The sequence below is a fragment of the Kitasatospora sp. NPDC057518 genome (genome assembly GCF_042802075.1).
GTDB lineage: Bacteria > Actinomycetota > Actinomycetes > Streptomycetales > Streptomycetaceae > Kitasatospora.
On record NZ_JBHVEU010000005.1, the window covers coordinates 1 to 24,848 of the forward strand.

Consider the following 24,848-nt stretch of genomic DNA (forward strand, 5'->3'; position numbering starts at 1 on the left):
CCGCTGCACGCGTCCCCTCCGTGGGTCGGGCTCCGCCGTTACTGCTGCTTCAGCGAGTCCGTGTAGGCCTTGCAGGCCTGGTAGTCCGGCAGCAGGCCGGTGGCGAGCGCCTCCGCGAGGGTGGGCGCGACCGCGTCACGGGCCGAGAGCTGCGGGGCGTCGGTCGGCCACTCGATGCCGAGGTCCGGGTCCAGCGGGTGCACGCCGTGCTCGCCGGTCGGGTTGTACGTCGCCGAGCAGAGGTAGGTCAGCGTGGCGTCGTCACTCAGGGCGCAGAAGCCGTGGCCGAGGCCCTCCGGGATGTAGACGGCCGTGCGCTCGGTGTCGTCCAGCCGGACGAACTCCCACTTGCCGAAGGACGGCGAGCCGACCCGCAGGTCGACGATGACGTCCAGCACCGCGCCGCGGGTGCAGGCCACGTACTTGGCCTGGCCGGGCGGGACGTCGGCGAAGTGGATGCCGCGGACGACGTCCTTGGCGGACAGCGACAGGTTGGCCTGGGCCAGGTCCAGCGGGTGGCCGACGACCTCGGCGAGGAGGTCGAAGCGGTACCACTCGGTGAAGTGGCCGCGGGCGTCGCCGTGCACCTGCGGGGTGATCTCGAAGGCGCCCTCGATGGAGAGCTCGCGGAACTTCACTTGGCGGCCGCCTCGTCGAGCAGGTCCACCAGGTACTGGCCGTAGCCGCTCTTCAGCAGCGGCTCGGCGAGCTCGCGCAGCTGGGCGTCGTCGATCAGCCCGGCCCGCCAGACGGCCTCCTCGATGCAGCCGATCTTGAAGCCCTGGCGCTCCTCGATGACCCGGACGAACTCCGAGGCCTGGACCATCGACACGAACGTGCCGGTGTCCAGCCAGGCGGTGCCGCGGTCGAGGGTCGTCACGTGCAGGTCGCCGGTGCGCAGGTAGGCGTCGTTGACGGCGGTGATCTCCAGCTCGCCGCGGGCGCTCGGCTCCAGGGTGCGGGCGATCTCGACGACCCGGTTGTCGTAGAAGTACAGGCCGGGGACGGCGTAGCGGGACTTGGGCTCGGTCGGCTTCTCCTCGATGGAGATGACCTGGCCGCTCTCGTCGAACTCGACCACGCCGTACGCGGTCGGGTCGGCCACGGGGTAGGCGAAGACCCGGCCGCCCTTGATGTCGGAGTGCTCGGTGAGCGAGGTGCCCAGGCCGGTGCCGTGGAAGATGTTGTCGCCGAGGATCAGGGCCACCGGCTCGTCGCCGATGAAGTCCGCGCCGAGCACGAAGGCCTGGGCGATGCCCTCGGGCTTCTCCTGGACGGCGTACTGCAGCTTCAGGCCGAACTGGGAACCGTCGCCCAGCAGCCGTTCGAACTGGTCCCGGTCGTTCGGGGTGGTGATGATCAGGATTTCGCTTATCCCGGCCATCACGAGGGTCGAGAGGGGGTAGTAGATCATCGGCTTGTCGAAGACCGGGAGGAGCTGCTTCGACACCGCACGGGTCAGGGGCCACAGCCGCGAGCCGGTGCCGCCGGCCAGGAGGATTCCACGCATGGGAGCACCCTATTCGAGATCGGTGAACGCGGGAGGGGCCGGGTCGGAGGGGCGTTCGGGCGGCGGTAGACTACGCGCATTATGCGCATCCTCGTGACCGGCGGCGCCGGGTTCATCGGTTCGGAGTTCGTCCGTCAGCTCCTCGGGGCTGACGAGAACGCCCGGATCACGGTCTTTGACAAGCTCACCTACTCGGGCGTCCTGGAGAACCTCGCCCCGGTGGCCGACCACAAGGGCTACACCTTCGTCCAGGGCGACATCTGCGACGCGGACGCCGTCGACCAGGTCATGCCGGGCCACGACGTGGTGGTGCACTTCGCCGCCGAGTCCCACGTGGACCGCTCGATCGCCGGTGCGGGCCCGTTCGTGCTGACCAACGTCGTCGGCACCCAGGTCCTGCTCGACGCCGCGCGCAAGCACGGCGTCGGCCGCTTCGTGCACATCTCCACCGACGAGGTGTACGGCTCGATCAGCGAGGGCTCCTGGACCGAGACCTGGCCGCTGGAGCCGAACTCCCCGTACTCGGCCTCCAAGGCCTCCTCCGACCTGCTGGCGCTGGCGTACCACCGCACCCACGGCATGGACGTCGTGGTGACCCGCTGCTCCAACAACTACGGGCACTACCAGTTCCCGGAGAAGGTCATCCCGCTGTTCACCACCAACCTGATCGACGGCAAGAAGGTGCCGCTGTACGGCGACGGTGGCAACGTCCGCGACTGGCTGCACGTCTCGGACCACTGCCGGGGCATCGAGCTGGTCATGCGCGGCGGCCGCGCGGGTGAGGTCTACAACATCGGCGGCGGCACCGAGGCCACCAACAAGGAGCTGACCGGCCTGCTGCTGGAGGCCGCCGGCGCGGGTTGGGACATGGTCGAGCACGTCGAGGACCGCAAGGGCCACGACCTCCGCTACTCGATCGACATCAGCAAGATCCGTGAGGAGCTCGGCTACGAGCCGCAGGTCCGCTTCGAGGACGGCCTCGCCGCGACCATCGCGTGGTACCGCGAGAACCGCGCCTGGTGGGAGCCGCTGAAGCAGAAGGCGGCCCTGGCCAAGTGACCGCGAACGCCGCCGCGCCCGTGCGCTGGCTGGTCACCGGCGCGGCCGGGATGCTCGGGCAGGACCTGCTCTCGGTGCTGGGCGCCGACGGGACCGCCGAGATCACCGCGCTGCGCCGGGCGGACCTCGACATCACCGACCCGGCGGCCGTCCAGGCCGCCGTCGAGGGCCACGACATCGTGGTCAACTGCGCCGCGTGGACGAACGTCGACGCCGCGGAGGCCGAGGAGGACGCCGCCACCGCCGTCAACGGCACCGGTGTGCGCCACCTGGCCGAGGCCTGCGCCAAGAGCGGCGCGCGGCTGCTGCACGTCTCCACCGACTACGTCCTGCCGGGCGACGCCACCGAGCCCTGCCCGGAGGACGCCCCGACCGCGCCGGTGAACGCGTACGGCCGCGGCAAGCTGGTGGGGGAGCGGGCGGTCGCCGAACTGCTCCCCGAGCACGGCTACGTCGTGCGCACCGCCTGGCTGTACGGCGAGCACGGCCCGAACTTCGTGGCCACCATGCTCAAGCTCGCCGCCCAGCGCGACACCCTGGACGTGGTGGACGACCAGCACGGCCAGCCGACCTGGTCGTACGCGCTGGCCGGCCGCCTGGTCGAGCTCGGCCGGGCCGCGCTCGCCGGGCAGGCCCCGGCCGGGGTCTACCACGGCACCGCGAGCGGCCGGACCACCTGGTGCGGACTGGCCCGCGAGACCTACGCGCTGAGCGGGCTGGACCCGGAGCGGATCCGCCCGACCACGTCGGAGGCCTTCGTCCGCCCGGCCGCCCGCCCCGCCTTCAGCGTGCTGGCCCACGACCGCTGGGCCGCCGCCGGGCTGGCGCCGCTGCCCGAGTGGCGGACCATGCTGGCCGAGGCCCTGGCCACGCCCGTCTTCGCCGAACTGGCCGCCACGGCCCGGACCACGGAGAGCGACAGACCTCAGTGAAGAACGCACTGACGAAGGTGGCTGCCGCGCTACCGCCGGGAACCCTGGCGGTGGCCGGCGGCACCGTCGTACTGGGTGCCGCCTCCTACATCCACCTCGGAGTGGCGGGCCACAGCCTGTCGGTCGACGACATGGCGAACGTCTCGCTGCTGTGGACGATCGTGATGTCGGTCGGCATCGGCGTCTTCTTCCCGATCGAGCAGGAGCTCACCCGGATCGTCTCGGCGCGCGCGGCGCTCGGCCACGGCGCCGCGCCGGTGCTGCGCCGGGCGACCCTGCTCACCGGCGGGATCCTCGCGGCGACCCTGGTCGCCCTCGGCGCCGCCTCCGGCCCGATCGCCCGGTCGATGTTCCACGGCGACCGCTCGCTGGTGCTGGCGCTCGGCGGGGCCTTCACCGGCATGGCCGTCTGCTACCTCACCCGCGGCGTGCTGGCCGGCCTCGGCCGCTTCGGCGCGTACGGCACCCAGCTCGGCCTGGACGGCGGCCTGCGGATCGGCCTGGCCTTCGCCTTCGCCGTGGCCGGTGTGCACTCGGCGCTCGCGTTCAGCCTGATCCTGGCCGTCGCGCCGATCATCGCCACGATCGTCACGCTGCCGCCGCTGCTGCGCGCGGTGAAGCCCGGCGAGCAGGTCGGCTGGTCCGAACTCTGCTCCGGGCTCGGCCTGCTGATCTGCTCGACGCTGCTCTCCCAGGTCGTGGTGAACGCGGCCGTGGTGAGCACCAAGCTGCTCGCGCCCTCCGACTCCGCGCTGATCGCCGCCCTGCTCAACGCGCTGGTGCTGGCCCGGGTGCCGCTGTTCGTCTTCGGCTCGCTCCAGGCCTCGCTGCTGAACGGCCTCTCCGCCGCGATCGCGGTCGGGGACCGGGCCGCCTTCACCGGGATGCTCAAGAAGATCGGCGCCGTGGTGGGCGGGCTCGGCGTGCTCGGCGGCATCCCGGCGGTCGCCCTCGGCCCCTGGCTGATCCAGGTGCTGTTCGGCGCCAAGCCGGTGCTCGGCTGCCTCGACTTCTTCTGGATGTCCGCCGGAACCGTGGCGTACATGTTCGCGATGGTGCTCGGCCAGGCGCTGATGGTATTCAAGCGGCACAACCTTCAGCTGCTCTGCTGGGCGGTCGGCACGGCGGTCCTCGCCGCGATCACCTTCATGCCGGGCGACGTGTCCACCCGCGTGGTCGTTGCGTACACGGCGGGTTCCGTGGCCACCGTCCTCGGTATGCTGGCGGTCCTGAGGCAGAGTTTCGCCCGTTCGGCGACGAACTCCGCCGGCCTCGTCCAGCAGTCGGGGGACCCGAACGCCGCGGTGTTGAGCAGCCGGACGGCCGGTGACTGACCGTGTCCGCCCCTCATCTTCAGATCGCCGCGCAGCAGCGCGGGCCAGACCCCATTCATGGAGCCTCCGTGTCCCAGTACGACGATGTTTGGCTGGTGATCCCGGCCTACAACGAGGGCCAGGTGATCGCCGACGTTGTGGAGGGGGCGCGAAAGACGTTCCCGAACATCGTGGTCGTCGATGACGGCAGCGGCGACGACTCGGCCAAGCACATCATGGAGACGGGCGCGCACCTGGTGCGCCACCCGGTCAACCTCGGCCAGGGTGCCGCCCTCCAGACCGGCCTCGCCTACGCCCTGGCCCAGCCGGGCGCCAAGTACTTCGCCACCTTCGACGCGGACGGCCAGCACCAGACCGCCGACGTCGAGAAGATGGTCGCCCTGCTGCGGGAGGGCGACACGGACGTCGTCCTCGGCTCGCGCTTCATCGAGCAGAACGGGCAGGTGCCGTGGATCAAGCGGGTCGTCCTGCGCACCGCGGCGACCGTCAGCCCGACCGCTCGCAAGCTCAAGCTGACCGACGCCCACAACGGTCTGCGCGTGCTGAACCGCGAGGCCGCCGGCCGGCTGCGGATCACCATGAACGGCATGGCGCACGCGTCGGAGATCGTCAGCTTCCTCGCCGGCTCGGACCTCCGGGTCGCCGAACTCCCGGTGGACATCCTGTACACCGACTACTCACGCGCCAAGGGTCAGTCCCTGATCAACGGCGTCAACATCATCTTCGACATCTCGCTGCGGGAGCGTAGCCGCCGATGAAATTCTTCTGGATCCAGCTGGTTCTCATTCTCGGCTCGGTCACTCTCGCCTTCATGTTCATCCGGCGTTGGGACCGTGCCAACACCCGCGCCTGGAAGCGCATCGCGTTCTCGGTCTTCGTGGTCGTGAACATCTACGCGGTGCTGCGTCCCACCGACGTGACCTGGCTGGCCCACCAGCTCGGCGTCGGCCGCGGCACCGACCTGGTGCTGTACGGGATGGTGCTGGGGATGGGCTTCCTGACCCTGAACACCTTCCTGCGCTTCCGCTCGCTGGAGAAGAAGCTCACCGACCTGGCGCGGACCGTGGCGATCAACGAGGGCGCCCGTCTGAACGAGGAGCGCTTCGACCTGGACCTGCCGGTCTCGGCGCCGGTCGACCGCAGCAAGGCCTGATCCCGTGGCGACCTTCGAGTTCATGCTGCCGTACTACGGCGACGTGGCACTGATGCAGGCCGCGGTGCGGAGCATCCTCGCGCAGACCGACCGGGACTTCCGGCTGACCGTCATAGACGACGGCAAGGAGCCGGACGTCCCGGGCTGGTTCGCCTCGCTCGGCGACGACCGGGTGAGCTACCTGCGCAACGAGCACAACCTCGGCATCACCAAGAACTTCCAGAAGTGCGTGGAGCTGTCCACGGCCGACCACGTGGTCATCATGGGCTGCGACGACCTGCTGCACCCGCACTACCTGGAGACCGTCCGGGCGATCGTCAAGGACAACCCGGACCTGGGCATGGTGCAGCCGGGCGTCGAGGTCATCGACGGCAACGGCGAGGTCAGCCGCTCCGGCCTGGCGGACAACGTCAAGGAGAAGATCTACGCGCCGACCGTCAAGGGCCGGCGGCTGATGGGCGGCGAGGAGCTGGCCGCGAGCGTGCTGCGCGGCAACTGGCTCTACTTCCCGTCGATCTGCTGGCGGGGCGAGGCGCTGCGCGCGGTCAACTTCCGCGACGAGTACTCGGTGATCCAGGACCTGGCCCTGGTCGTCGACCTGCTGGAGCGCGGCGAGCAGATGCTGGTGGACAACACCACCGTCGTCTTCCAGTACCGGCGGCACGCCGTCAGCGAGTCCTCGGTGCAGGCCTTCTCCGGCACCCGGTTCACCGAGGCGGAGCGGTACTTCAACGCGGTGGCGGAGCGGATGGACGCCCGCGGCTGGCCGAAGGCCGCCCGTGCGGCCCGGTTCCGCAGCGCCTCGCGCCTGCACGCGCTGACCATGCTGCCGGGCGCCCTGAAGCGCGGCGAGCGGGCCGGCGCCAAGGTGCTGGTCCGCCACGCGCTGACCGGCGGCGACCGGCACTGACCGCTCGCACCCACTGGTACGGCACTGGGCCGGTAGTCCGAGTTCGGACTACCGGCCCAGTGGCGTTCGCGGGCGGCCCGCCGGGGCTACTCGCCGAAGCCTGAGGGGCCCAGCGGGTCGGGCTGCCGGGGCGGGTACGGGTTGACCTTCGGGCACATCAGCTTCCCGGGGTCGGGCAGCGGCACGAGCAGGTCGCTGATGTCCCGCGGCTGCTTGCACTGGCCGTTGGGCGCGTAGCGCGAGCAGTGCCCCTTGGTGTCGGCGGTGCTCTGCGCGATCCAGGCCAGCGCGCCGGGGCCCCAGTGCGGGTCCGGCATGTACTTGCTGGCGGTGGCGGAGCCGGCCATGCCGAAGAGCAGGCCCAGCGCGCAGATGGCGCCGACGGCCACACTGCGCGGGTTGAGGCGCAGCGGCAGCCGGCGGCCGGTGTCCTCGGCCGACTCGGCGGCGGGGGCCGCGGCGGGGCCCTGGCGGCGGCGGACGACCAGGTAGCACGCCAGGCCGACGAGGACCAGCAGGCAGTAGAGCAGCTGGGCGCTGGTGCGCGGGTAGAGCATGACGGCCTGGTCGCGCTCCATGTGGGAGGCGTACCAGTAGCGCATCAGCAGGGCGCTCGCGGTGCAGGCGGCGGCGGTCAGGACGGTGGTCCGGCCGATCCCGAGGGCCAGCGCCACGCCCAGGCCGACCAGCAGCAGGATCGTGAAGAGGCCGACCCCGCCGATCTCCCCGGGGACCGGCCAGGTGCTCTGGCCGTCGGTGCCGGGGAGGTCGTCGCGCCACATCGCGAAGTAGGTCGGCTCGGTGTAGGTGTCGAAGTAGCAGTACCGGTCGATGGTGCTGCCCGCGGAGCCGAGCAGCCGGACCAGGTAGACGCCGGAGACGAGCAGGAAGACCCCGCCGGCGGCGCCGATCGCGCACAGGCCGTTGAGCAGGCCGCGGGTGCCGCCGGTCCGGCGGGCGCGCAGCAGCAGCACCACGGTGAGCACCACCACTCCGGCCGCGGACCACACGAACCAGCCGGAGTAGAGGAGGAACAGCAGCCCGATCCCGAGGCCGAGCACGGCGCCGCGGACGGCCGCGGTGCGGCGCGGGAGCTCCGGGGCGCGCTGGAGGAGCTGCATCAGCTTCGCCAGCACGGGGAGGAAGGCGACGAGCACGAAGGTGGTGTACGGCTTGTACGGCTGCGCCATCGGCAGGGCGGCGGTGACGCCGATCCCGAGCGCCCAGAGCGGGGGCAGCAGCAGGCGCCAGGACAGGTAGGCGAGCGGGCCGAGCATCGCGACGAACAGCAGGTCGACGAGCTTGAGCGCGTAGCCGACCTGCCCGTGGGTGACGTGCTCGGCGACGAAGGCGACGATGTGCGGGAACAGCGGCGGGTAGGCGCCGTCGAGGGACTTGCCGTCCATCAGGGCGCCGACCCAGGCCTGGAGGCTGCCGGAGTCGCCCTGCTGGGCGTACAGCGGCCAGTTGGTGTCGCGCAGCGCGAGCGAGATGCCGGCAGCCAGGACGCCGGAGGACAGGCCGGCAACCGCGGCGGCGGCGAACCGCACCGGGAGGTCCGCCCAGCGGCGCATCGCCGGCACCAGGACCAGGACGACGACGCCGATCAGCAGCAGGAGCCGGAGCTGGAGCGCGGCGAGGCCGCTGACCTGGCCGACCCTCGACATGGGGTTCAGCCGGACGGACCAGGCCAGCCCGGTCATCAGCAGCGCCGCCGTGGCCGCGGTCAGGATCTCCGCGGTCCAGAGGACGGCGGGGAGGCGAAGAGCGGCGGCCCGTCTCCTCTGACTGGGCGGTATGCCCTGATGCCTGCCCTCGGCGGGGGCGGGCTGGACGCTCGTCGTCACTGTTCGGTCCTTCTGCTCTCCCGCAGCGGTTCGGATGCGGGGGCGGTGTGTGGTTTCGGTGGCCGGACACCGCGATTCTGCCAGCACCTCGGTCGGGGGATCCGCACGGGCCGAACCACCGTTCCCGTACGGGCCGTTGTCGTCAACGGGGGAGGAGCGCGTTGGCTCCGGCCGATCACCGCGTGGCACACTGCCGATGCGCTTCGACGAGTGGTGGGAACCGTGGCGCGCCGTCCGGAGCCGGCCATGACGAGATCGTCAACTCATACAAGTAGGGAAGTGTCTCGGTGCAGCCGCTGATCGACTCTGCCCACACGTCCGACGGGCCGGGCCGGGGTGAGGAAGGCGGCGGGAGCGCGCCCGCCACCCGGGCCCTGGTCGTGCCGCCCCGGCTGCGGGCGCTCGCCGCCCACCGCTGGTTCTGGGCGGTGGTCCTGCTGCTCGGGTACGGCGGCCAGGTGGCGTTCCGCCTGGTGCTGTCGATCCACAACTACTTCCCGTCGGTGCACGCCGACGAGGACTCCTACCTGGTGATCGCGCGGGTGCTGGCCGGGCGGCCGACCACCGAGATGCCGGTCGGCGTGGTGATCCCCGGCGGGTACCCGCTGCTGATCTCGCCGGCGCTGCGGATCGCCGACACCCCGGCCGCCGCGTACCACCTGATCATGGGCATCAACGCGCTGCTCAACGCGCTGGTGTTCCCGCTCGCCGTGGCGGCGGCGCGCCGGGTGGGCCTGTCCCGGCCGCACGCGTACCTGGTGGGCGCCGCCGTGGCGCTGGTGCCGCCGGTGGTCTTCTACTCCCAGTTCGTGATGTCGGACACCGTGCTCCCGGTGATCCTGCTGGCCTGGCTGCTCGCGATGCACGGCTGGCTCTCGCCCGGCCCGACGCGCCGCCGCGCGCTGTACGCGGCCGGGACGGGCCTGGCGGCCGGCTTCTCGATGGCCACCCACGACCGCGGCGGCGTGGTCGTGGCGCTGACCGCGCTGGTCCTGGTGGTGGTGCTGGCCGTCGGCTGGGCGCCGCGGCTCGCCTCGCTGGCCGGCGTCGGCGGGCTCGGGCTGTCGTACCTGGGCGCGAAGCTGCTGGCGCGCTTCGTCGAGAACCAGTTCAAGGACGTGCCGCCGAGCACCGTCGGCAACAAGGTCTTCGAGAACCTCGGGGACAGCAAGTACATCGGCACGATCATCGCCCGCACCTTCGGGCAGCTCTGGTACTTCATGACCTCGACGTACGGCTTCGGGGCGGTCGCCCTGGTGCTGTGCGTGGTGGTCGTGTTCCGGCGCCGGTACACGGTGGCCGAGCGGGTGGTGGCCTTCACCATGGTGGCCCTGCTGTTCGGCACCGCGCTGGCCTCGGCGGCCGGGCTGGCGGACAACGACCGGACCGACAACTGGGTGTACGCCCGGTACTGCGCGGTGCTGGTGCCGATGTTCATGGTGGTCGGCCTGGCCGCGCTGTGGCGGGCCGGGGTCCGCGCGCTGCTGTGGACGGCGCTGGCCGGCGTGGCGGCGATCGGGATCATCCAGCTGTCGGTCGGCGCGTACGCGGGCGCCGCGCTCAAGCTCTGGGTCAGTCCGTGGACGGTGCCGGACGCGATGTTCCTGGCCTCGACCTGGGACGACCTGCACATGGTCCGGACGAGCTTCGGCGCGCTGGCGGTGCTGGGCGCCTGCCTGCTGCTGCGGGTGGCCGGCGGGCGCCGGGTGGTGGCCGCGGTGGTGGGGTGCGTGACGCTGTTCGCCGCCTACGCGACGGTCGCCGTCACCGACAACGTCTCCGAGCCGCACGCCAAGGCCCGCAAGTACCAGGCGGTGGGCGTGGCCAAGGAGGCGGGCCTGCGCAAGGGCGACAACGTCGTCCTGGACATGGACCTCGACTGGGACACCCGGATGTCGATGGCCTACGAGGTCTACTGGGGCCGGGTCTGGTCGGACGACCTGAAGGACGGCTCCGCCCCGCCGGAGGCGGCCACCGCGTACCTGGCCGGCTGGAGCAAGGGCGACCTGCCGCAGACCAGTTGGCCGGACGCGCGGCCCGGCTGGCACGTCGCGAAGTTCAACAAGGACCGGGGCTGGGTGCTCTGGCGCAAGGACTGAGCGGGGACGTCACCCCATCGGGGCCGGTGAGGAGCGCCTCACCGGCCCCGATTGGCATCCGGGCTGCTCCATGTGGCAGTATGTCCAAGTTGCTCGGTTGAGTGCCGATGCTGCGCGCCTCCCGCCGGGAGGACCGGAAGCGAGTCCCATGTACTCGTCGTTCCCGTGATGGCCGTCAAGCGTGAGTTCTACGCCACGGCAGCTGCGGGGCGAAAGTACGGGAATCTTCCGGGAAGCGTGTGCGGGGCCTCGACCCGGCACCCCTCACCCCGAAAGTTTTAAACCGACGAATTACTTCGCCGGTTTTTTGCAAGCGCGAGTGCGACACGCCCGAGCGCGGGGGTCGGAGGGGGAGTCGCGAAGTGACTAAGGACAAAGGACTACTGAGTAGCCATGGCGGGACAGAAGATCCGCATCCGGCTCAAGGCCTACGACCACGAGGTCATCGACTCCTCGGCGAAGAAGATCGTCGAGACGGTGATTCGTACTGGTGCGCAGGTCGCGGGCCCGGTGCCGCTGCCCACTGAGAAGAACGTGTACTGCGTCATCCGCTCGCCGCACAAGTACAAGGACTCGCGCGAGCACTTCGAGATGCGTACTCACAAGCGTCTGATCGACATCCTCGACCCCACGCCGAAGACGGTTGACTCGCTCATGCGTCTCGACCTGCCGGCTGGCGTCGACATCGAGATCAAGCTCTGAGAGGCGCACCGAAGATGGCTAAGCAGATTAAGGGCATCCTGGGCGAGAAGCTCGGCATGACCCAGGTCTGGGACGAGAACAACCGGGTCGTCCCGGTGACCGTCGTCAAGGCTGGGCCCAATGTCGTGACCCAGGTCCACACCGCCGACAGCCCGGCCGGCTACGACGCCGTCCAGATCGGCTTCGGCGAGATCGACCCCCGCAAGGTGAACAAGCCCCTCGCGGGCCACTTCGCCAAGGCCGGTGTCACCCCGCGCCGCCACCTGGTCGAGCTCCGTACCTCGGACGCCTCCGAGTACACCCTGGGCCAGGAGATCACCGCCGAGCTGTTCGAGGCGGGTGTCAAGGTCGACGTGACCGGCACCTCCAAGGGCAAGGGCTTCGCCGGTGTCATGAAGCGCCACAACTTCCGGGGCCTCGGCGCCGGTCACGGTGTGCAGCGCAAGCACCGCTCGCCCGGCTCGATCGGTGGCTGCGCCACCCCGGGTCGCGTGTTCAAGGGCGTACGGATGGCCGGCCGGATGGGCCACGAGCGTGTGACCACCCAGAACCTGACCATCCATGCCGTTGACGCGGAGAAGGGGCTGCTCCTGATCAAGGGCGCAATCCCGGGCCCGAACGGCGGCCTCGTCCTCGTCCGCACCGCGGCGAAGGGGCTGTGAGGATATGAGCACCATTGACATCCTGTCGCCCTCGGGCGACAAGACCGGCAGCCTCGAGCTTCCGGCCGAGATCTTCGACGCGAAGGTCAGCGTTCCGCTGATGCACCAGGTCGTCGTGGCGCAGCTCGCTGCGGCCCGTCAGGGCACCCACAAGACCAAGACTCGTGGCGAGGTCCGCGGTGGCGGCAAGAAGCCGTACCGCCAGAAGGGCACCGGCCGCGCCCGTCAGGGCTCGACCCGTGCGCCGCAGTTCGCCGGCGGTGGCGTCGTGCACGGTCCCGTGCCGCGCGACTACTCGCAGCGGACCCCGAAGAAGATGATCGCCGCCGCTCTGCGCGGTGCGCTCACCGACCGGGCCCGCCACAACCGCATCCACGTCGTCACCGACGTGGTCGCGGCCGAGGTGCCGTCGACCAAGGCCGCCAAGAGCCTGTTCGGCAAGATCACCGAGCGCAAGAACGTCCTCCTGGTCGTCGAGCGCGAGGACGAGCTGGGCCTGAAGTCCGCTCGCAACCTGCCGCACGTGCACATCCTGGACGCCGGTCAGCTGAACACCTACGACGTGCTCGTCTCCGACGATGTGGTCTTCACCCAGGCCGCCTTCGAGCGTTTCGTGGCCGGTCCGGCCGCGTCCGCCAAGGCCGTTGCCGCTGAGGGCGAGCTCGAAGGGAGCGCCGCCTGATGAGCGACGTTACGAGCAAGACGTTCACGGACCCCCGTGACGTCCTGGTGAAGCCGGTCATCTCCGAGAAGAGCTACAGCCTTCTCGACGAGAACAAGTACACGTTCATCGTGTCGCCGGGCGCCAACAAGACCCAGATCAAGCAGGCCGTCGAGGCGGTCTTCTCGGTCAAGGTCGAGGCTGTCAACACGATCAACCGTCAGGGCAAGCGCAAGCGCTCCAAGACGGGCTTTGGCAAGCGCAAGGACACCAAGCGCGCCATCGTGACGCTGGCCGAGGGCAACCGCATCGACATCTTCGGTGGTCCGGTCTCCTAACGGAGATCGTGATCGTCGATAAGGACGAGGACGAGAGAGCCAAATGGGCATCCGCAAGTACAAGCCGACTACGCCGGGCCGTCGTGGCTCCAGCGTGGCCGACTTCGTAGAGATCACGCGGTCCACCCCGGAGAAGTCGCTGGTTCGCCCCCTGCACAGCAAGGGCGGCCGTAACAACGCCGGTCGGATCACCGTTCGCCACCAGGGTGGCGGTCACAAGCGCGCCTACCGCGTGATCGACTTCCGTCGTCACGACAAGGACGGCGTGCCGGCGAAGGTCGCGCACATCGAGTACGACCCGAACCGCACCGCGCGCATCGCGCTGCTGCACTACGCGGACGGCGAGAAGCGCTACATCATCGCGCCGCGCGGCATCACGCAGGGCGACCGGATCGAGAACGGCGCTGGCGCCGACATCAAGCCGGGCAACAACCTGCCGCTGCGCAACATCCCGGTCGGTACCACCATCCACGCGGTGGAGCTGCGTCCCGGCGGCGGTGCCAAGCTGGCCCGCTCGGCCGGCTCCGGCATCCAGCTGCTGGCGCGTGAGGGCAAGATGGCGCACCTGCGCATGCCCTCCGGCGAGATCCGCCTGGTCGACGCGCGCTGCCGCGCCACCGTCGGCGAGGTCGGCAACGCCGAGCAGTCGAACATCAACTGGGGCAAGGCCGGCCGCATGCGCTGGAAGGGCGTTCGCCCGACCGTGCGTGGTGTCGCCATGAACCCGATCGACCACCCGCACGGTGGTGGTGAGGGTAAGACCTCTGGTGGTCGCCACCCGGTCTCGCCGTGGGGCCAGAAGGAGGGTCGTACCCGTCGCCCGAAGAAGGCGTCGGACGCTCTCATCGTGCGCCGCCGCAAGACCAACAAGAAGCGCTAGGAGCAGGTCAGATGCCGCGCAGTCTCAAGAAGGGCCCCTTCATCGACGGCCACCTTCTCAAGAAGGTGGACGCGCAGAACGAGGCGGGTACCCAGAACGTCATCAAGACCTGGTCCCGCCGCTCCGTGATCTTCCCGGCCATGCTCGGCCACACGATCGCGGTTCACGATGGTCGCAAGCACGTCCCGGTGTTCGTCACCGAGTCGATGGTCGGCCACAAGCTGGGCGAGTTCGCTCCGACCCGCACCTTCCGCGGCCACGTCAAGGACGACCGCAAGTCGAAGCGTCGCTAGTCGCCTGAGCTTCACCGCCAGAACGACTCAATGACTTACTCCATTAAGGGGACAACCATGGAAGCCAGGGCCCAGGCGCGGTACATCCGCGTCACGCCCATGAAGGCCCGCCGCGTGGTGGACCTCATCCGTGGCCTGCCGGCCACGGAGGCCCAGGCCGTCCTGCGTTTCGCTCCGCAGGCCGCCACCGTGCCGGTCGGCAAGGTGCTCGACAGCGCCATTGCCAACGCCGCGCACAACTACAACCACTCCAACGTGGACGACCTCGTCATCAGCGAGGCGTACGTTGACGAGGGTCCGACCCTGAAGCGGTTCCGCCCGCGTGCCCAGGGCCGCGCCTACCGGATCCGCAAGCGGACCAGCCACATCACCGTGGTCGTCAGCAGCAAGGAAGGGACCCGGTAATGGGCCAGAAGGTTAACCCGCACGGGTTCCGCCTCGGCATCAGCACGGACTTCAAGTCCCGCTGGTACGCCGACAAGCTGTACAAGGACTACGTCAAGGAAGACGTTGCCATTCGTCGCATGATGACGAAGGGCATGGAGCGCGCCGGTATCTCGAAGGTTGAGATCGAGCGCACCCGCGACCGCGTCCGCGTCGACATCCACACCGCCCGCCCCGGCATCGTCATCGGTCGCCGTGGCACCGAGGCCGACCGCATCCGCGGCGACCTCGAGAAGCTGACCGGCAAGCAGGTCCAGCTGAACATCCTCGAGGTCAAGAACCCCGAGCTGGACGCCCAGCTCGTGGCTCAGGGCGTCGCGGAGCAGCTGTCCTCCCGCGTCTCCTTCCGCCGTGCCATGCGCAAGTCGATGCAGGGCACCATGAAGTCCGGCGCCAAGGGCATCAAGGTCCAGTGCTCCGGTCGTCTCGGCGGCGCCGAGATGAGCCGGTCGGAGTTCTACCGCGAGGGTCGTGTGCCGCTGCACACCCTGCGTGCGAACGTCGACTACGGCTTCTTCGAGGCCAAGACCACCTTCGGCCGCATCGGCGTGAAGGTCTGGATCTACAAGGGCGACGTCAAGAACATCGCCGAGGTCCGCGCTGAGAACGCCGCTGCCCGCTCGGGCAACCGCCCGGCCCGTCCCGAGGGTGGTCGTCCCGCCCGCGGTGGCGACCGCCGTGGTGGCGAGCGCGGTGGCCGTGGCCGTCGTCCCGCCGCTGCCGAGGCCCCCGCGGCCCCGGCCGCTGAGGCGCCGGCTGCCGAGAACACCGGAACGGAGGCCTGACTCCCATGCTGATCCCCCGTCGGGTCAAGCACCGCAAGCAGCACCACCCGAAGCGTCGTGGCGCTGCCAAGGGTGGCACCGAGCTCGCCTTCGGCGAGTACGGCATCCAGGCCGTCACCCCGGCCTACGTGACGAACCGGCAGATCGAGTCCGCTCGTATCGCCGTCACCCGTCACATCAAGCGTGGCGGCAAGGTCTGGATCAACATCTACCCGGACCGTCCGCTCACCAAGAAGCCGGCCGAGACCCGCATGGGTTCCGGTAAGGGTTCGCCCGAGTGGTGGATCGCGAACGTGCACCCGGGTCGGGTCATGTTCGAGCTGTCGTACCCCAACGAGAAGGTGGCTCGTGAGGCGCTGACCCGCGCAGCTCACAAGCTCCCGATGAAGTGCCGGATCATCCGGCGCGAGGCAGGTGAGAGCTGATGTCGGCCGGCACCAAGGCTGCTGACCTCCGCGAGCTGGACAACGAGGGTCTCGTTGCCAAGCTCCGTGAGGCCAAGGAGGAGCTGTTCAACCTCCGCTTCCAGGCGGCGACCGGGCAGCTCGACAACCACGGACGGCTCAAGCTCGTCCGTAAGGACATCGCGCGGATCTACACCCTGATGCGCGAGCGCGAGCTGGGCATCGAGACGGTGGAGAGCGCCTGATGACTGAGAACACCAACGAGACGCGCGGTTTCCGCAAGACCCGTGAGGGTCTCGTCGTCAGCGACAAGATGGACAAGACCGTCGTCGTCGCCGTCGAGGACCGCGTCAAGCACGCTCTGTACGGCAAGGTCATCCGCCGTACGAACAAGCTGAAGGCGCACGACGAGGCGAACGCCTGCGGCATCGGCGACCGGGTCCTCCTCGCGGAGACCCGCCCGCTGTCCGCGACGAAGCGCTGGCGCGTCGTCGAGATCCTCGAGAAGGCCAAGTAACGAAGTTGATGCGGTACGGCCGTATGTGCACCAGGTCCCTCGCGGGCGCTGGTGTGAGCAGCGGCCGGCCCGTCAGCTCTCGTTGACGATCAGGAGAAAGCTGTGATCCAGCAGGAGTCGCGACTGCGTGTCGCCGACAACACGGGCGCGAAGGAAATCCTTTGCATCCGCGTTCTCGGTGGTTCCGGTCGCCGCTACGCCGGTATCGGGGACGTCATCGTCGCGACCGTCAAGGACGCGATCCCCGGCGGTTCGGTGAAGAAGGGTGACGTCGTCAAGTGCGTCGTCGTCCGTACCGTGAAGTCGCGCCGTCGTCCGGATGGCTCGTACATCCGCTTCGACGAGAACGCCGCGGTCGTTCTGAAGAACACCGATGGTGACCCCCGTGGTACCCGCATCTTCGGCCCGGTGGGCCGCGAGCTGCGTGACAAGAAGTTCATGAAGATCATCTCGCTTGCGCCGGAGGTGCTCTAACTCATGGCGAACAGCATGAAGATCAAGAAGGGTGACCTGGTTCAGGTCATCACCGGCAAGGACCGCGGCAAGCAGGGCAAGGTCATCCAGGCCATGCCCGCCGAGAACAAGGTCCTGGTCGAGGGTGTGAACCGGGTCAAGAAGCACACCAAGCCGGGCCCGGGCACTCAGGGTGGCATCGTCACCGTCGAGGCGCCGGTGCACGTCTCCAACGTCCAGCTGGTCGTGGAGAAGGACGGCAAGAAGGTCGTCACCCGCGTTGGCTACCGCTTCGATGACGAGGGCAACAAGATCCGCGTTGCCAAGCGAACCGGTGAGGACATCTGATGTCTGAGACGACTGTTGAGAAGGTGACCCCCCGTCTCAAGGAGCGTTACAACTCCGAGATCAAGGGTCAGCTGCAGGAGCAGTTCTCGTACGAGAACGTCATGCTGACGCCCGGCCTGGTCAAGGTCGTCGTCAACATGGGTGTCGGCGAGGCCGCCCGTGACAGCAAGCTGATCGAGGGCGCGATCCGCGACCTGACCGCGATCACCGGTCAGAAGCCGGCCGTGACCAAGGCTCGCAAGTCCATCGCGCAGTTCAAGCTGCGCGAGGGCCAGCCGATCGGCACCCACGTCACCCTCCGTGGTGACCGCATGTGGGAGTTCCTGGACCGTCTGGTGTCGCTGGCCCTGCCGCGTATCCGTGACTTCCGTGGCCTCTCCCCGAAGCAGTTCGACGGCCGTGGCAACTACACCTTCGGTCTGACCGAGCAGGTCATGTTCCACGAGATCGACCAGGACAAGGTCGACCGTCAGCGCGGTATGGACATCACCGTCGTGACCACCGCCCAGACCGACGACGAGGGCCGGGCGCTCCTGCGCGCTCTGGGCTTCCCGTTCAAGGAGGCGTAACACATGGCGAAGAAGTCCCTCATCGCGAAGTCCGAGCGCAAGCCGAAGTTCGGCGTCCGGGCCTACACCCGGTGCCAGCGCTGCGGCCGTCCGCACTCGGTGTACCGCAAGTTCGGCCTGTGCCGTGTCTGCCTTCGTGAGATGGCGCACCGCGGCGAGCTGCCGGGCGTGACCAAGAGCTCCTGGTAGTCCTCTCCCAACAGAGGGACCAGGCACTTTAGGCACACAGCGAAGCAGAGGTGCCCGATCCCACACCGGCCCGTTTTGGGCCTACCGTACGGATTCCCGTAAGGTAGTGGGGTCGGGCCCCCTGCCACGGCTTCCCCATGGACGCCCGTGGCCCTTCTGGAGGGCTCGCACCCAGTCTTACGACGTCGCAGGTCCCCTGCGCTTGTGCCCCTGACGAACTCGGAAGAGTGCGGCAGGGGGACCTGGCGCGGAGAAACCGCGGCGAGAGAGGCCTGAGGCCATCATGACCATGACCGACCCCATCGCAGACATGCTCACGCGTCTGCGTAACGCGAACTCGGCGTACCACGACTCCGTGGCGATGCCGGCCAGCAAGATCAAGGCGCACGTCGCCGAGATCCTGCAGCAGGAGGGGTACATCTCCTCCTACAAGGTTGAGGAGCCCGTCGAGGGCGAGGTCGGCAAGAAGCTGACCATCGAGCTCAAGTTCGGCCCCAACCGTGAGCGCTCCATCGCCGGCATCAAGCGCATCAGCAAGCCGGGTCTGCGCGTTTACGCAAAGTCCACCAACCTGCCGAAGGTGCTCGGCGGCCTGGGCGTGGCGATCATCTCCACGTCTTCGGGTCTCCTCACCGACAAGCAGGCCGCCAAGAAGGGCGTAGGCGGAGAAGTTCTCGCCTACGTCTGGTAATTCGGGAAACGGAGGTACAGCAATGTCGCGCATTGGACGGCTGCCCATCCAGGTCCCCGCTGGCGTGGACGTCACCATCGATGGCCAGGCGGTCTCGGTGAAGGGCCCGAAGGGCACCCTCACCCACGTTGTCGCCGCGCCGATCGAGATCGGTAAGGGCGAGGACGGCACGCTGCTCGTCACCCGCCCCAACGACGAGCGTCTGTCGAAGGCCCTGCACGGCCTTTCCCGCACGCTGGTGGCGAACATGATCACCGGCGTGACCGCGGGCTACCGCAAGTCGCTGGAGATCAGCGGTGTCGGCTACCGAGTTCTGGCGAAGGGCTCCAACATGGAGTTCCAGCTGGGCTACAGCCACCCGATCCTCGTCGAGGCCCCCGAGGGCATCTCCTTCGTCGTCGAGTCGGCCACCAAGTTCCACGTGGACGGCATCGACAAGCAGAAGGTCGGCGAGGTCGCCGCGAAGATCCGCAAGCTGCGCAAGCCGGACCCGTACAAGGCCAAGGGTGTCAAGTACGCGGGCGAGGTCATCCGCCGCAAGGTCGGAAAGAGTGGTAAGTAAGCGATGAGTGTCTCTGTCAAGATCGGCAAGGGCAACGCCTACAAGAGCGCCGCTCGCAAGCGCCGCGCGATCCGCGTTCGCAAGCGCGTCGTCGGCACCGAGGTGCGTCCGCGCCTCGTCGTGACGCGTTCGAACCGTCACATGGTCGCCCAGGTCATCGACGACGCCAAGGGTCACACCCTGGCGTCGGCGTCCACCCTCGACGTGTCCATCAAGGGCGCCGAGGGCGACAAGACCGAGCTGGCCAAGAAGGTCGGGAGCCTGGTCGCCGAGCGCGCCAAGGCCGCCGGCATCGAGTCGGTCGTCTTCGACCGCGCGGGCAACCGGTACGCCGGCCGCATCGCCGCCCTGGCGGACGCGGCTCGTGAGGCCGGGCTCGACTTCTAAGCCGCTCGTCGGCTCAGTCGACGGACGTAATCGAGAGAGGTAATTCCAATGGCTGGACCCCAGCGCCGCGGTAGCGGCGCCGGCGGCGGCACCGGCGGTGGCGAGCGGCGCGACCGTAAGCGTGACGACCGGGGCAACGCCCCCGCCGTCGAGAAGACCGCTTACGTCGAGCGCGTTGTCGCGATCAACCGTGTCGCCAAGGTTGTCAAGGGTGGTCGTCGTTTCAGCTTCACCGCGCTGGTCGTGGTGGGCGACGGTGACGGCACCGTGGGTGTCGGTTACGGGAAGGCGAAGGAGGTTCCGGCCGCCATCGCCAAGGGTGTTGAGGAGGCCAAGAAGAACTTCTTCAAGGTCCCCCGTATCCAGGGCACCATCCCGCACCCGATCCAGGGTGAGAAGGCCGCCGGCGTCGTGCTCCTGAAGCCCGCCGCCCCCGGTACCGGTGTTATCGCCGGTGGTCCGGTGCGCGCCGTCCTGGAGTGCGCCGGCATCCACGACATCCTGTCGAAGTCGCTCGGCTCGGACAACGCGATCAACATCGTGCACGCCACCGTGGCTGCTCTGAAGGGCCTCGTGCGCCCCGAGGAGATCGCCGCCCGTCGTGGCCTGCCGCTGGAGGACGTGGCCCCCGCCGCTCTGCTGCGGGCGCGTGCTGCTGGGGTGAGCGCCTGATGGCTCGCCTGAAGATCACGCAGACCAAGTCGTACATCGGCAGCAAGCAGAACCACCGTGACACCCTGCGTACGCTTGGTCTCAAGCGCATGCACGACGTCGTGGTGAAGGAGGACCGTCCCGAGATCCGCGGGATGGCCCACACGGTCCGTCACCTGGTGACGGTTGAGGAGGTGGACTGATCATGGGCGACAACCCGATCAAGATCCACAACCTGCGTCCCGCCCCGGGTGCCAAGACCGACAAGATCCGCGTGGGTCGTGGTGAGGGCTCCAAGGGTAAGACTGCCGGTCGTGGTACCAAGGGCACGAAGGCCCGCTACCAGGTTCCGCAGCGCTTCGAGGGTGGCCAGATGCCGCTCCACATGCGCCTGCCGAAGCTGAAGGGCTTCAAGAACCCGTTCAAGATCACGTTCCAGGTTGTCAACCTCGACAAGCTGGCCGAGCTCTACCCGCAGGGTGGCGAGGTCACTGTCGAGGACCTGGTCGCCAAGGGCGCGGTTCGCAAGAACTCCCTCGTCAAGGTGCTCGGCACCGGCGAGGTCTCGGTTGCGCTGCAGGTGACGGTCGACGCCGTCTCCGGCTCCGCCGCCGAGAAGATCAAGGCCGCCGGCGGTACGGTCACCGAGCTCGTCTGAGCCCGCTGAGATCCGCCTTCGAGCCCCGCACCTCCTCCGGGAGGTGCGGGGCTCGTGCCGTTCCCGGGGACATCGGGCCGGAAGGCGCTCGTTCTTTTGTGTGGCAAACCCGGGCATCCCGTACCCCGTGAGTGGGGGAGGGGCGGTACGCGCTTCTTCCGAGTGGCTGCGCACTGTTAGAGTCCGTGGAGTTCCCTTGTAGGCTGCGCGTAGGCTCGCCTGTGCCGTCTGTACGGGGGCCCGAACCGCAAACTCCCCATTCAGGACCGACCCTCCCGCCGACGACGCGCGGGAGGCGCAGGAGGCACCGTGCTCAGTGCGTTCGCGCGGGCGTTCCAGACGCCCGACCTGCGCAAGAAGCTGCTGTTCACGCTGGGCATCATGGTGCTGTTCCGCCTGGGCTCGCACATTCCGATGCCGGGCGTGAGCTTCACGGCCGTGAACGAGTGCGTGAAGGAGACCAAGAACAGCGGTCTCTTCGGGCTCGTCAACCTGTTCAGCGGCGGCGCGCTCCTCCAACTGACGATCTTCGCCCTCGGCATCATGCCGTACATCACGGCGAGCATCATCCTCCAGCTCCTCACCGTCGTGATCCCGCGACTGGAGATGCTGAAGAAGGAGGGCCAGGCCGGCCAGGCCAAGATCACCCAGTACACCCGTTACCTGACCATCGCGCTCGCCGTGCTCCAGGGCACCGGCATCGTGGCGACGGCCTCCAGCGGCGCGCTGTTCTCCGGCTGCCCGCTGGCCAACCAGATCGTCCCGGACACCAGCGTGTTCCGGATCGCCGTCATGGTGCTCACGATGACGGCCGGCACCACGGTCATCATGTGGCTCGGTGAGCTGATCACCGACCGCGGCATCGGCAACGGCATGTCGCTGCTGATCTTCACCTCGATCGCGGCGCAGTTCCCGTCCTCGATGTGGGCGATCAAGACCTCCGGCACCATCGGCGGCGGCTGGGTCGAGTTCCTCTCCGTGGTCGCGGTCGGCGTCATCGTCGTGATGCTGGTCATCTTCGTCGAGCAGGCCCAGCGCCGGATCCCGGTCCAGTACGCGAAGCGGATGATCGGCCGCCGCGCGTTCGGCGGGACCTCGACCTACATCCCGCTCAAGGTGAACCAGGCCGGTGTCATCCCGGTCATCTTCGCCTCGTCGCTGCTGTACATCCCCGCCCTGGTGGTCCAGCTGACCAACAGCCAGGCCGGCTGGGCCACGTGGATCCGGACGAACTTCGTCAAGGGTGACCACCCGATCTACATGGCCACGTACTTCCTGCTGATCGTCTTCTTCGCCTTCTTCTACGTCGCCATCTCCTTCAACCCCGAAGAAGTTGCCGACAACATGAAGAAGTATGGTGGGTTCATCCCGGGCATCCGGGCCGGCCGACCGACGGCCGAGTACCTGAACTACGTGCTGACCCGAATCACGTGGCCGGGTTCGCTCTACCTGGGCCTGATCGCGTTGATCCCGATGATCGCCCTGGTCGCCTTCGGACAGCAGACCAACTTCCCGTTCGGCGGCACCAGCGTGCTCATCGTCGTCGGCGTCGGACTCGAAACTGTGAAGCAGATCGAGAGCCAGCTCCAGCAGCGCAATTACGAAGGGTTCCTCCGCTGATGCGTATCGTCCTCGTTGGTCCTCCCGGGGCCGGGAAGGGTACTCAGGCGCACCTGCTCGCCAAGACCCTGTCCATCCCCCACATCTCCACCGGCGACCTGTTCCGTGCGAACATCAGCCAGGGCACCCCGCTGGGCCTCGAGGCCAAGTCCTACATGGACGCGGGGCGCCTGGTGCCGGACGAGGTCACCATCGGGATGGCCAAGGACCGCATGCTCCAGGCGGACGCCGTCAACGGCTTCCTGCTCGACGGCTTCCCCCGCAACCTGGGGCAGGCCAAGGCGCTGGACGAGTTCCTCGCCGAGCAGGGCATCAAGCTGGACGGCGTGCTGGACCTGGAGGTCCCCGAGGACGAGGTCGTCCGCCGGATCGCCGGCCGCCGCCTGTGCCGCAACGACGGTGGCCACGTCTTCCACGTGGACTACAACCCGCCGAAGGTCGACGGCGTCTGCGACGAGTGCGGCGGCGAGCTGTACCAGCGCTCGGACGACACCGAGGACAAGGTGCGCACGCGCCTGGAGGTCTACCACACGGAGACCGAGCCGATCATCGACTACTACGTCCAGCAGGGCCTGGTGGCGACCATCTCGGCCCTCGGCAAGGTGGACGAGGTCACCGCCCGCTCGATCGAGGCGCTGAAGCAGGACAGCTGAGTCTCTCGGCGAACGTACGACGGTACGGCCGGGTCGCCCGCCCCACGCGGGTGGCCCGGCCGTTTCGGCGTCGTACGGTGGTAGCAGTGGTAATCCGGACTTGGAAGGCGTGACCAGATGGTGGAGATCAAGACCCCCGAGCAGATCGCGAAGATGCGAGCGGCCGGGCTGGTCGTCGCCGAGGCCCTGAAGGCCTGCCGCGAGGCGGTCGCCCCCGGGGTGACCACCCAGGAGCTCAACGACGTCGCGGACAAGGTCATCACCGACCACGGCGCCACCTCGAACTTCCGGGCCAACCACGGCGGGCTCTGGTTCCCGGGCGTGATCTGCGCCTCGGTGAACAACGAGGTCGTGCACGGCATCCCCGGCGACCGGGCCCTCCAGGAGGGCGACATCATCTCGATCGACTGCGGCGCCATCCTGGACGGCTGGCACGGCGACTCGGCCATCACCGTGGCGGTCGGCGAGGTCCGCCCGGAGGTCGAGATGCTGAGCCGGGTGACCGAGGGCTCGATGTGGGCCGGCATCGCCCAGATGAAGAAGAACAACCGCCTGGTGGACGTCTCCAAGGCGATCGAGGGCTTCATCCGCCGCCAGCCGCTCCCGCCCAAGGGCAAGTGGGGCATCACCGAGGGCTACGGCGGCCACGGCATCGGCACCGCGATGCACATGGAGCCGCACGTGCTGAACTACGTCGAGCGCGGCCGCGGCAAGGGCCCGAAGCTCGTCCCCGGCACCGTGCTGGCGATCGAGCCGATGGTGTCGCTCGGCACCCCGCACACCACCGTGCTGGAGGACGACTGGACGGTCGTCACCAACGACGGCACCTGGGCCTCGCACTGGGAGCACTCGGTGGCCGTCACCGAGCAGGGCCCGCTGGTGCTGACCGCCTTCGACGGCGGCAAGGCGGAGCTGGCGAAGCTGGGCATCACCGCAGCTCCGGACCCCCTCGGGTAGTCCTGACGGCGCTCAACTGCCGCTGCTGACAAGGGATCAGGGCCCTGGAGGTTTGGACCTCCAGGGCTTTTGTCCTATTTTTATGCGCTGGCAGTGGTCGGCTCCGGCCGGTCCGGTTACGAGCGATGCAGGAGAGAGCACGTGCTCAAGGGATTCCGCGACTTCATGATGCGCGGCAACGTCGTCGACATGGCGGTCGGTGTGGTCATCGGTGCCGCGTTCACCGCGGTGGTGACCGGCTTCGTGTCCGCCTTCCTCACCCCGCTGGTGGGTGTGGTGGTCGGCGCCGCCGGCGACTTCAGCTCGTACAAGGCGCACATCGCGGGGGTGACCTTCCCGTACGGGCAGTTCCTCAACGTGCTGATCGCGTTCTTCATGACCGCCGCGGTGCTGTACTTCTGCGTGGTGCTGCCGATCACCAAGGCGACCGCGCGCTACATGCCGAAGAAGCCGAAGACGCCGAAGCGCCCGTGCCCCGAGTGCCTGACCGACATCCCCGAGGCTGCCCGCCGCTGCTCGGCCTGCACCGCCCACGTCGAGCCGCTGACGGTCCTCAGCAAGGCCTGACGTAGCAGATGTG

General features: G+C 68.7%; 35 protein-coding genes. 32 read left to right on the top strand and 3 right to left on the bottom strand.

The genetic code is table 11. The features are described from left to right. Nucleotides 1–38 precede the first annotated feature (38 nt). The gene (gene rfbC / locus ACFU7Z_RS00910; protein WP_049649033.1) at nucleotides 39–638 is read right to left on the bottom strand and encodes a dTDP-4-dehydrorhamnose 3,5-epimerase; all 600 of its coding nucleotides are present in this window, start codon (nucleotides 636–638) and stop codon (nucleotides 39–41) included. After that, nucleotides 635–1,510, bottom strand: coding sequence for a glucose-1-phosphate thymidylyltransferase RfbA (gene rfbA, locus ACFU7Z_RS00915; RefSeq protein WP_049649034.1), 876 nt, complete (start codon nucleotides 1,508–1,510; stop codon nucleotides 635–637). The genes rfbC and rfbA overlap by 4 nt, the downstream gene beginning before the upstream one ends. A gap of 81 nt (nucleotides 1,511–1,591) precedes the next feature. On the opposite strand from rfbA, the gene rfbB reads away from it, so the two are divergent. The 6 genes from rfbB to ACFU7Z_RS00945 all read left to right on the top strand — a co-directional run bounded on the left by rfbB (nucleotide 1,592) and on the right by ACFU7Z_RS00945 (nucleotide 6,898). Continuing rightward, entirely contained in the window at nucleotides 1,592–2,569 is a 978-nt protein-coding gene (gene rfbB / locus ACFU7Z_RS00920; protein ID WP_117488227.1) for a dTDP-glucose 4,6-dehydratase, read from the top strand. After that, complete coding sequence (gene rfbD, locus ACFU7Z_RS00925) at nucleotides 2,566–3,501, top strand: dTDP-4-dehydrorhamnose reductase (protein WP_074003961.1); 936 nt, start codon at nucleotides 2,566–2,568, stop codon at nucleotides 3,499–3,501. Before rfbB ends, rfbD begins: the two co-directional genes overlap by 4 nt. A 17-nt stretch (nucleotides 3,502–3,518) precedes the next feature. Further along, a complete protein-coding gene (locus ACFU7Z_RS00930) occupies nucleotides 3,519–4,835 on the top strand; it encodes a lipopolysaccharide biosynthesis protein (protein ID WP_198959421.1) in 1,317 nt (438 codons plus the stop codon). Between the two features lie 68 nt (nucleotides 4,836–4,903). Continuing rightward, nucleotides 4,904–5,593, top strand: a complete 690-nt coding sequence (locus ACFU7Z_RS00935; protein WP_049649036.1) for a glycosyltransferase family 2 protein — start codon at nucleotides 4,904–4,906, stop codon at nucleotides 5,591–5,593. After that, on the top strand, nucleotides 5,590–5,988 hold the full coding sequence (locus ACFU7Z_RS00940; RefSeq protein ID WP_049649037.1) for a DUF2304 domain-containing protein: 399 nt from the start codon (nucleotides 5,590–5,592) through the stop codon (nucleotides 5,986–5,988). The genes ACFU7Z_RS00935 and ACFU7Z_RS00940 overlap by 4 nt, the downstream gene beginning before the upstream one ends. 4 nt (nucleotides 5,989–5,992) lie before the next feature. Then, nucleotides 5,993–6,898, top strand: coding sequence for a glycosyltransferase family 2 protein (locus tag ACFU7Z_RS00945; protein ID WP_220450048.1), 906 nt, complete (start codon nucleotides 5,993–5,995; stop codon nucleotides 6,896–6,898). A gap of 86 nt (nucleotides 6,899–6,984) precedes the next feature. On the opposite strand, the gene ACFU7Z_RS00950 is transcribed toward ACFU7Z_RS00945, so the two are convergent. After that, complete coding sequence (locus ACFU7Z_RS00950; RefSeq protein ID WP_380775134.1) at nucleotides 6,985–8,745, bottom strand: hypothetical protein; 1,761 nt, start codon at nucleotides 8,743–8,745, stop codon at nucleotides 6,985–6,987. 287 nt (nucleotides 8,746–9,032) lie between these two features. Between ACFU7Z_RS00950 and ACFU7Z_RS00955 the strand changes: the two genes are divergently transcribed. The 26 genes from ACFU7Z_RS00955 (at nucleotide 9,033) to mscL (ending at nucleotide 24,835) form a co-directional block, all read left to right on the top strand. Beyond that, nucleotides 9,033–10,844, top strand: a complete 1,812-nt coding sequence (locus tag ACFU7Z_RS00955) for a hypothetical protein (protein WP_380775136.1) — start codon at nucleotides 9,033–9,035, stop codon at nucleotides 10,842–10,844. A gap of 393 nt (nucleotides 10,845–11,237) precedes the next feature. Then, complete coding sequence (rpsJ, locus tag ACFU7Z_RS00960; RefSeq protein WP_012785157.1) at nucleotides 11,238–11,546, top strand: 30S ribosomal protein S10; 309 nt, start codon at nucleotides 11,238–11,240, stop codon at nucleotides 11,544–11,546. A 14-nt stretch (nucleotides 11,547–11,560) separates the two neighbouring features. Further along, nucleotides 11,561–12,208 (top strand): 50S ribosomal protein L3, encoded by a 648-nt coding sequence (gene rplC / locus ACFU7Z_RS00965; protein ID WP_030055817.1) that lies wholly within the window; start codon nucleotides 11,561–11,563, stop codon nucleotides 12,206–12,208. Between the two features lie 4 nt (nucleotides 12,209–12,212). Further along, nucleotides 12,213–12,890 (top strand): 50S ribosomal protein L4, encoded by a 678-nt coding sequence (rplD, locus tag ACFU7Z_RS00970; RefSeq protein WP_049649040.1) that lies wholly within the window; start codon nucleotides 12,213–12,215, stop codon nucleotides 12,888–12,890. After that, a complete protein-coding gene (gene rplW / locus ACFU7Z_RS00975) occupies nucleotides 12,890–13,207 on the top strand; it encodes a 50S ribosomal protein L23 (RefSeq protein ID WP_030280768.1) in 318 nt (105 codons plus the stop codon). The genes rplD and rplW overlap by 1 nt, the downstream gene beginning before the upstream one ends. Before the next feature lie 43 nt (nucleotides 13,208–13,250). Further along, nucleotides 13,251–14,087: a 50S ribosomal protein L2 gene (rplB, locus tag ACFU7Z_RS00980; RefSeq protein WP_030393297.1), complete on the top strand. Its 837-nt coding sequence runs from the start codon at nucleotides 13,251–13,253 to the stop codon at nucleotides 14,085–14,087. A gap of 11 nt (nucleotides 14,088–14,098) precedes the next feature. Continuing rightward, nucleotides 14,099–14,380, top strand: coding sequence for a 30S ribosomal protein S19 (rpsS, locus tag ACFU7Z_RS00985; protein ID WP_030055821.1), 282 nt, complete (start codon nucleotides 14,099–14,101; stop codon nucleotides 14,378–14,380). 57 nt (nucleotides 14,381–14,437) lie between these two features. Then, nucleotides 14,438–14,785 carry a 50S ribosomal protein L22 gene (rplV, locus tag ACFU7Z_RS00990; protein WP_030055822.1) on the top strand — a complete coding sequence of 116 codons (348 nt, stop codon included), beginning with the start codon at nucleotides 14,438–14,440 and terminating at the stop codon, nucleotides 14,783–14,785. Next, nucleotides 14,785–15,609 carry a 30S ribosomal protein S3 gene (gene rpsC, locus ACFU7Z_RS00995; RefSeq protein WP_049649041.1) on the top strand — a complete coding sequence of 275 codons (825 nt, stop codon included), beginning with the start codon at nucleotides 14,785–14,787 and terminating at the stop codon, nucleotides 15,607–15,609. The genes rplV and rpsC overlap by 1 nt, the downstream gene beginning before the upstream one ends. Nucleotides 15,610–15,614: 5 nt before the next feature. Beyond that, nucleotides 15,615–16,034 (top strand): 50S ribosomal protein L16, encoded by a 420-nt coding sequence (gene rplP / locus ACFU7Z_RS01000; protein WP_030055824.1) that lies wholly within the window; start codon nucleotides 15,615–15,617, stop codon nucleotides 16,032–16,034. Next, nucleotides 16,034–16,258: a 50S ribosomal protein L29 gene (gene rpmC / locus ACFU7Z_RS01005; protein WP_049649042.1), complete on the top strand. Its 225-nt coding sequence runs from the start codon at nucleotides 16,034–16,036 to the stop codon at nucleotides 16,256–16,258. Before rplP ends, rpmC begins: the two co-directional genes overlap by 1 nt. Next, a complete protein-coding gene (gene rpsQ / locus ACFU7Z_RS01010) occupies nucleotides 16,258–16,530 on the top strand; it encodes a 30S ribosomal protein S17 (RefSeq protein ID WP_030055826.1) in 273 nt (90 codons plus the stop codon). The genes rpmC and rpsQ overlap by 1 nt, the downstream gene beginning before the upstream one ends. 102 nt (nucleotides 16,531–16,632) lie before the next feature. Next, complete coding sequence (rplN, locus tag ACFU7Z_RS01015; protein ID WP_030393301.1) at nucleotides 16,633–17,004, top strand: 50S ribosomal protein L14; 372 nt, start codon at nucleotides 16,633–16,635, stop codon at nucleotides 17,002–17,004. 15 nt (nucleotides 17,005–17,019) lie between these two features. Continuing rightward, nucleotides 17,020–17,331: a 50S ribosomal protein L24 gene (rplX, locus tag ACFU7Z_RS01020; protein WP_030055828.1), complete on the top strand. Its 312-nt coding sequence runs from the start codon at nucleotides 17,020–17,022 to the stop codon at nucleotides 17,329–17,331. After that, nucleotides 17,331–17,900 carry a 50S ribosomal protein L5 gene (rplE, locus tag ACFU7Z_RS01025; protein ID WP_030393302.1) on the top strand — a complete coding sequence of 190 codons (570 nt, stop codon included), beginning with the start codon at nucleotides 17,331–17,333 and terminating at the stop codon, nucleotides 17,898–17,900. Before rplX ends, rplE begins: the two co-directional genes overlap by 1 nt. A gap of 3 nt (nucleotides 17,901–17,903) precedes the next feature. Further along, nucleotides 17,904–18,089, top strand: a complete 186-nt coding sequence (locus ACFU7Z_RS01030; RefSeq protein ID WP_030055830.1) for a type Z 30S ribosomal protein S14 — start codon at nucleotides 17,904–17,906, stop codon at nucleotides 18,087–18,089. A gap of 283 nt (nucleotides 18,090–18,372) precedes the next feature. After that, complete coding sequence (rpsH, locus tag ACFU7Z_RS01035; protein WP_030055831.1) at nucleotides 18,373–18,780, top strand: 30S ribosomal protein S8; 408 nt, start codon at nucleotides 18,373–18,375, stop codon at nucleotides 18,778–18,780. 22 nt (nucleotides 18,781–18,802) lie between these two features. After that, nucleotides 18,803–19,342: a 50S ribosomal protein L6 gene (gene rplF / locus ACFU7Z_RS01040; RefSeq protein WP_049649043.1), complete on the top strand. Its 540-nt coding sequence runs from the start codon at nucleotides 18,803–18,805 to the stop codon at nucleotides 19,340–19,342. A gap of 3 nt (nucleotides 19,343–19,345) precedes the next feature. Beyond that, a complete protein-coding gene (rplR, locus tag ACFU7Z_RS01045; RefSeq protein ID WP_030280785.1) occupies nucleotides 19,346–19,729 on the top strand; it encodes a 50S ribosomal protein L18 in 384 nt (127 codons plus the stop codon). Between the two features lie 48 nt (nucleotides 19,730–19,777). Beyond that, nucleotides 19,778–20,401, top strand: a complete 624-nt coding sequence (rpsE, locus tag ACFU7Z_RS01050) for a 30S ribosomal protein S5 (protein WP_030055834.1) — start codon at nucleotides 19,778–19,780, stop codon at nucleotides 20,399–20,401. After that, nucleotides 20,401–20,583: a 50S ribosomal protein L30 gene (gene rpmD, locus ACFU7Z_RS01055; RefSeq protein WP_049649044.1), complete on the top strand. Its 183-nt coding sequence runs from the start codon at nucleotides 20,401–20,403 to the stop codon at nucleotides 20,581–20,583. The genes rpsE and rpmD overlap by 1 nt, the downstream gene beginning before the upstream one ends. Before the next feature lie 2 nt (nucleotides 20,584–20,585). Beyond that, nucleotides 20,586–21,038, top strand: a complete 453-nt coding sequence (rplO, locus tag ACFU7Z_RS01060; RefSeq protein WP_030280790.1) for a 50S ribosomal protein L15 — start codon at nucleotides 20,586–20,588, stop codon at nucleotides 21,036–21,038. A 309-nt stretch (nucleotides 21,039–21,347) separates the two neighbouring features. Next, nucleotides 21,348–22,658: a preprotein translocase subunit SecY gene (gene secY, locus ACFU7Z_RS01065; RefSeq protein WP_030055837.1), complete on the top strand. Its 1,311-nt coding sequence runs from the start codon at nucleotides 21,348–21,350 to the stop codon at nucleotides 22,656–22,658. Continuing rightward, the gene (locus ACFU7Z_RS01070; protein WP_049649045.1) at nucleotides 22,658–23,311 is read left to right on the top strand and encodes an adenylate kinase; all 654 of its coding nucleotides are present in this window, start codon (nucleotides 22,658–22,660) and stop codon (nucleotides 23,309–23,311) included. Before secY ends, ACFU7Z_RS01070 begins: the two co-directional genes overlap by 1 nt. 117 nt (nucleotides 23,312–23,428) lie before the next feature. Beyond that, nucleotides 23,429–24,268 (top strand): type I methionyl aminopeptidase, encoded by an 840-nt coding sequence (gene map / locus ACFU7Z_RS01075; protein WP_380775138.1) that lies wholly within the window; start codon nucleotides 23,429–23,431, stop codon nucleotides 24,266–24,268. Nucleotides 24,269–24,409: 141 nt separating this feature from the next. Next, complete coding sequence (gene mscL / locus ACFU7Z_RS01080) at nucleotides 24,410–24,835, top strand: large conductance mechanosensitive channel protein MscL (RefSeq protein WP_049649047.1); 426 nt, start codon at nucleotides 24,410–24,412, stop codon at nucleotides 24,833–24,835. The last annotated feature ends 13 nt before the right edge of the window (nucleotides 24,836–24,848 follow it).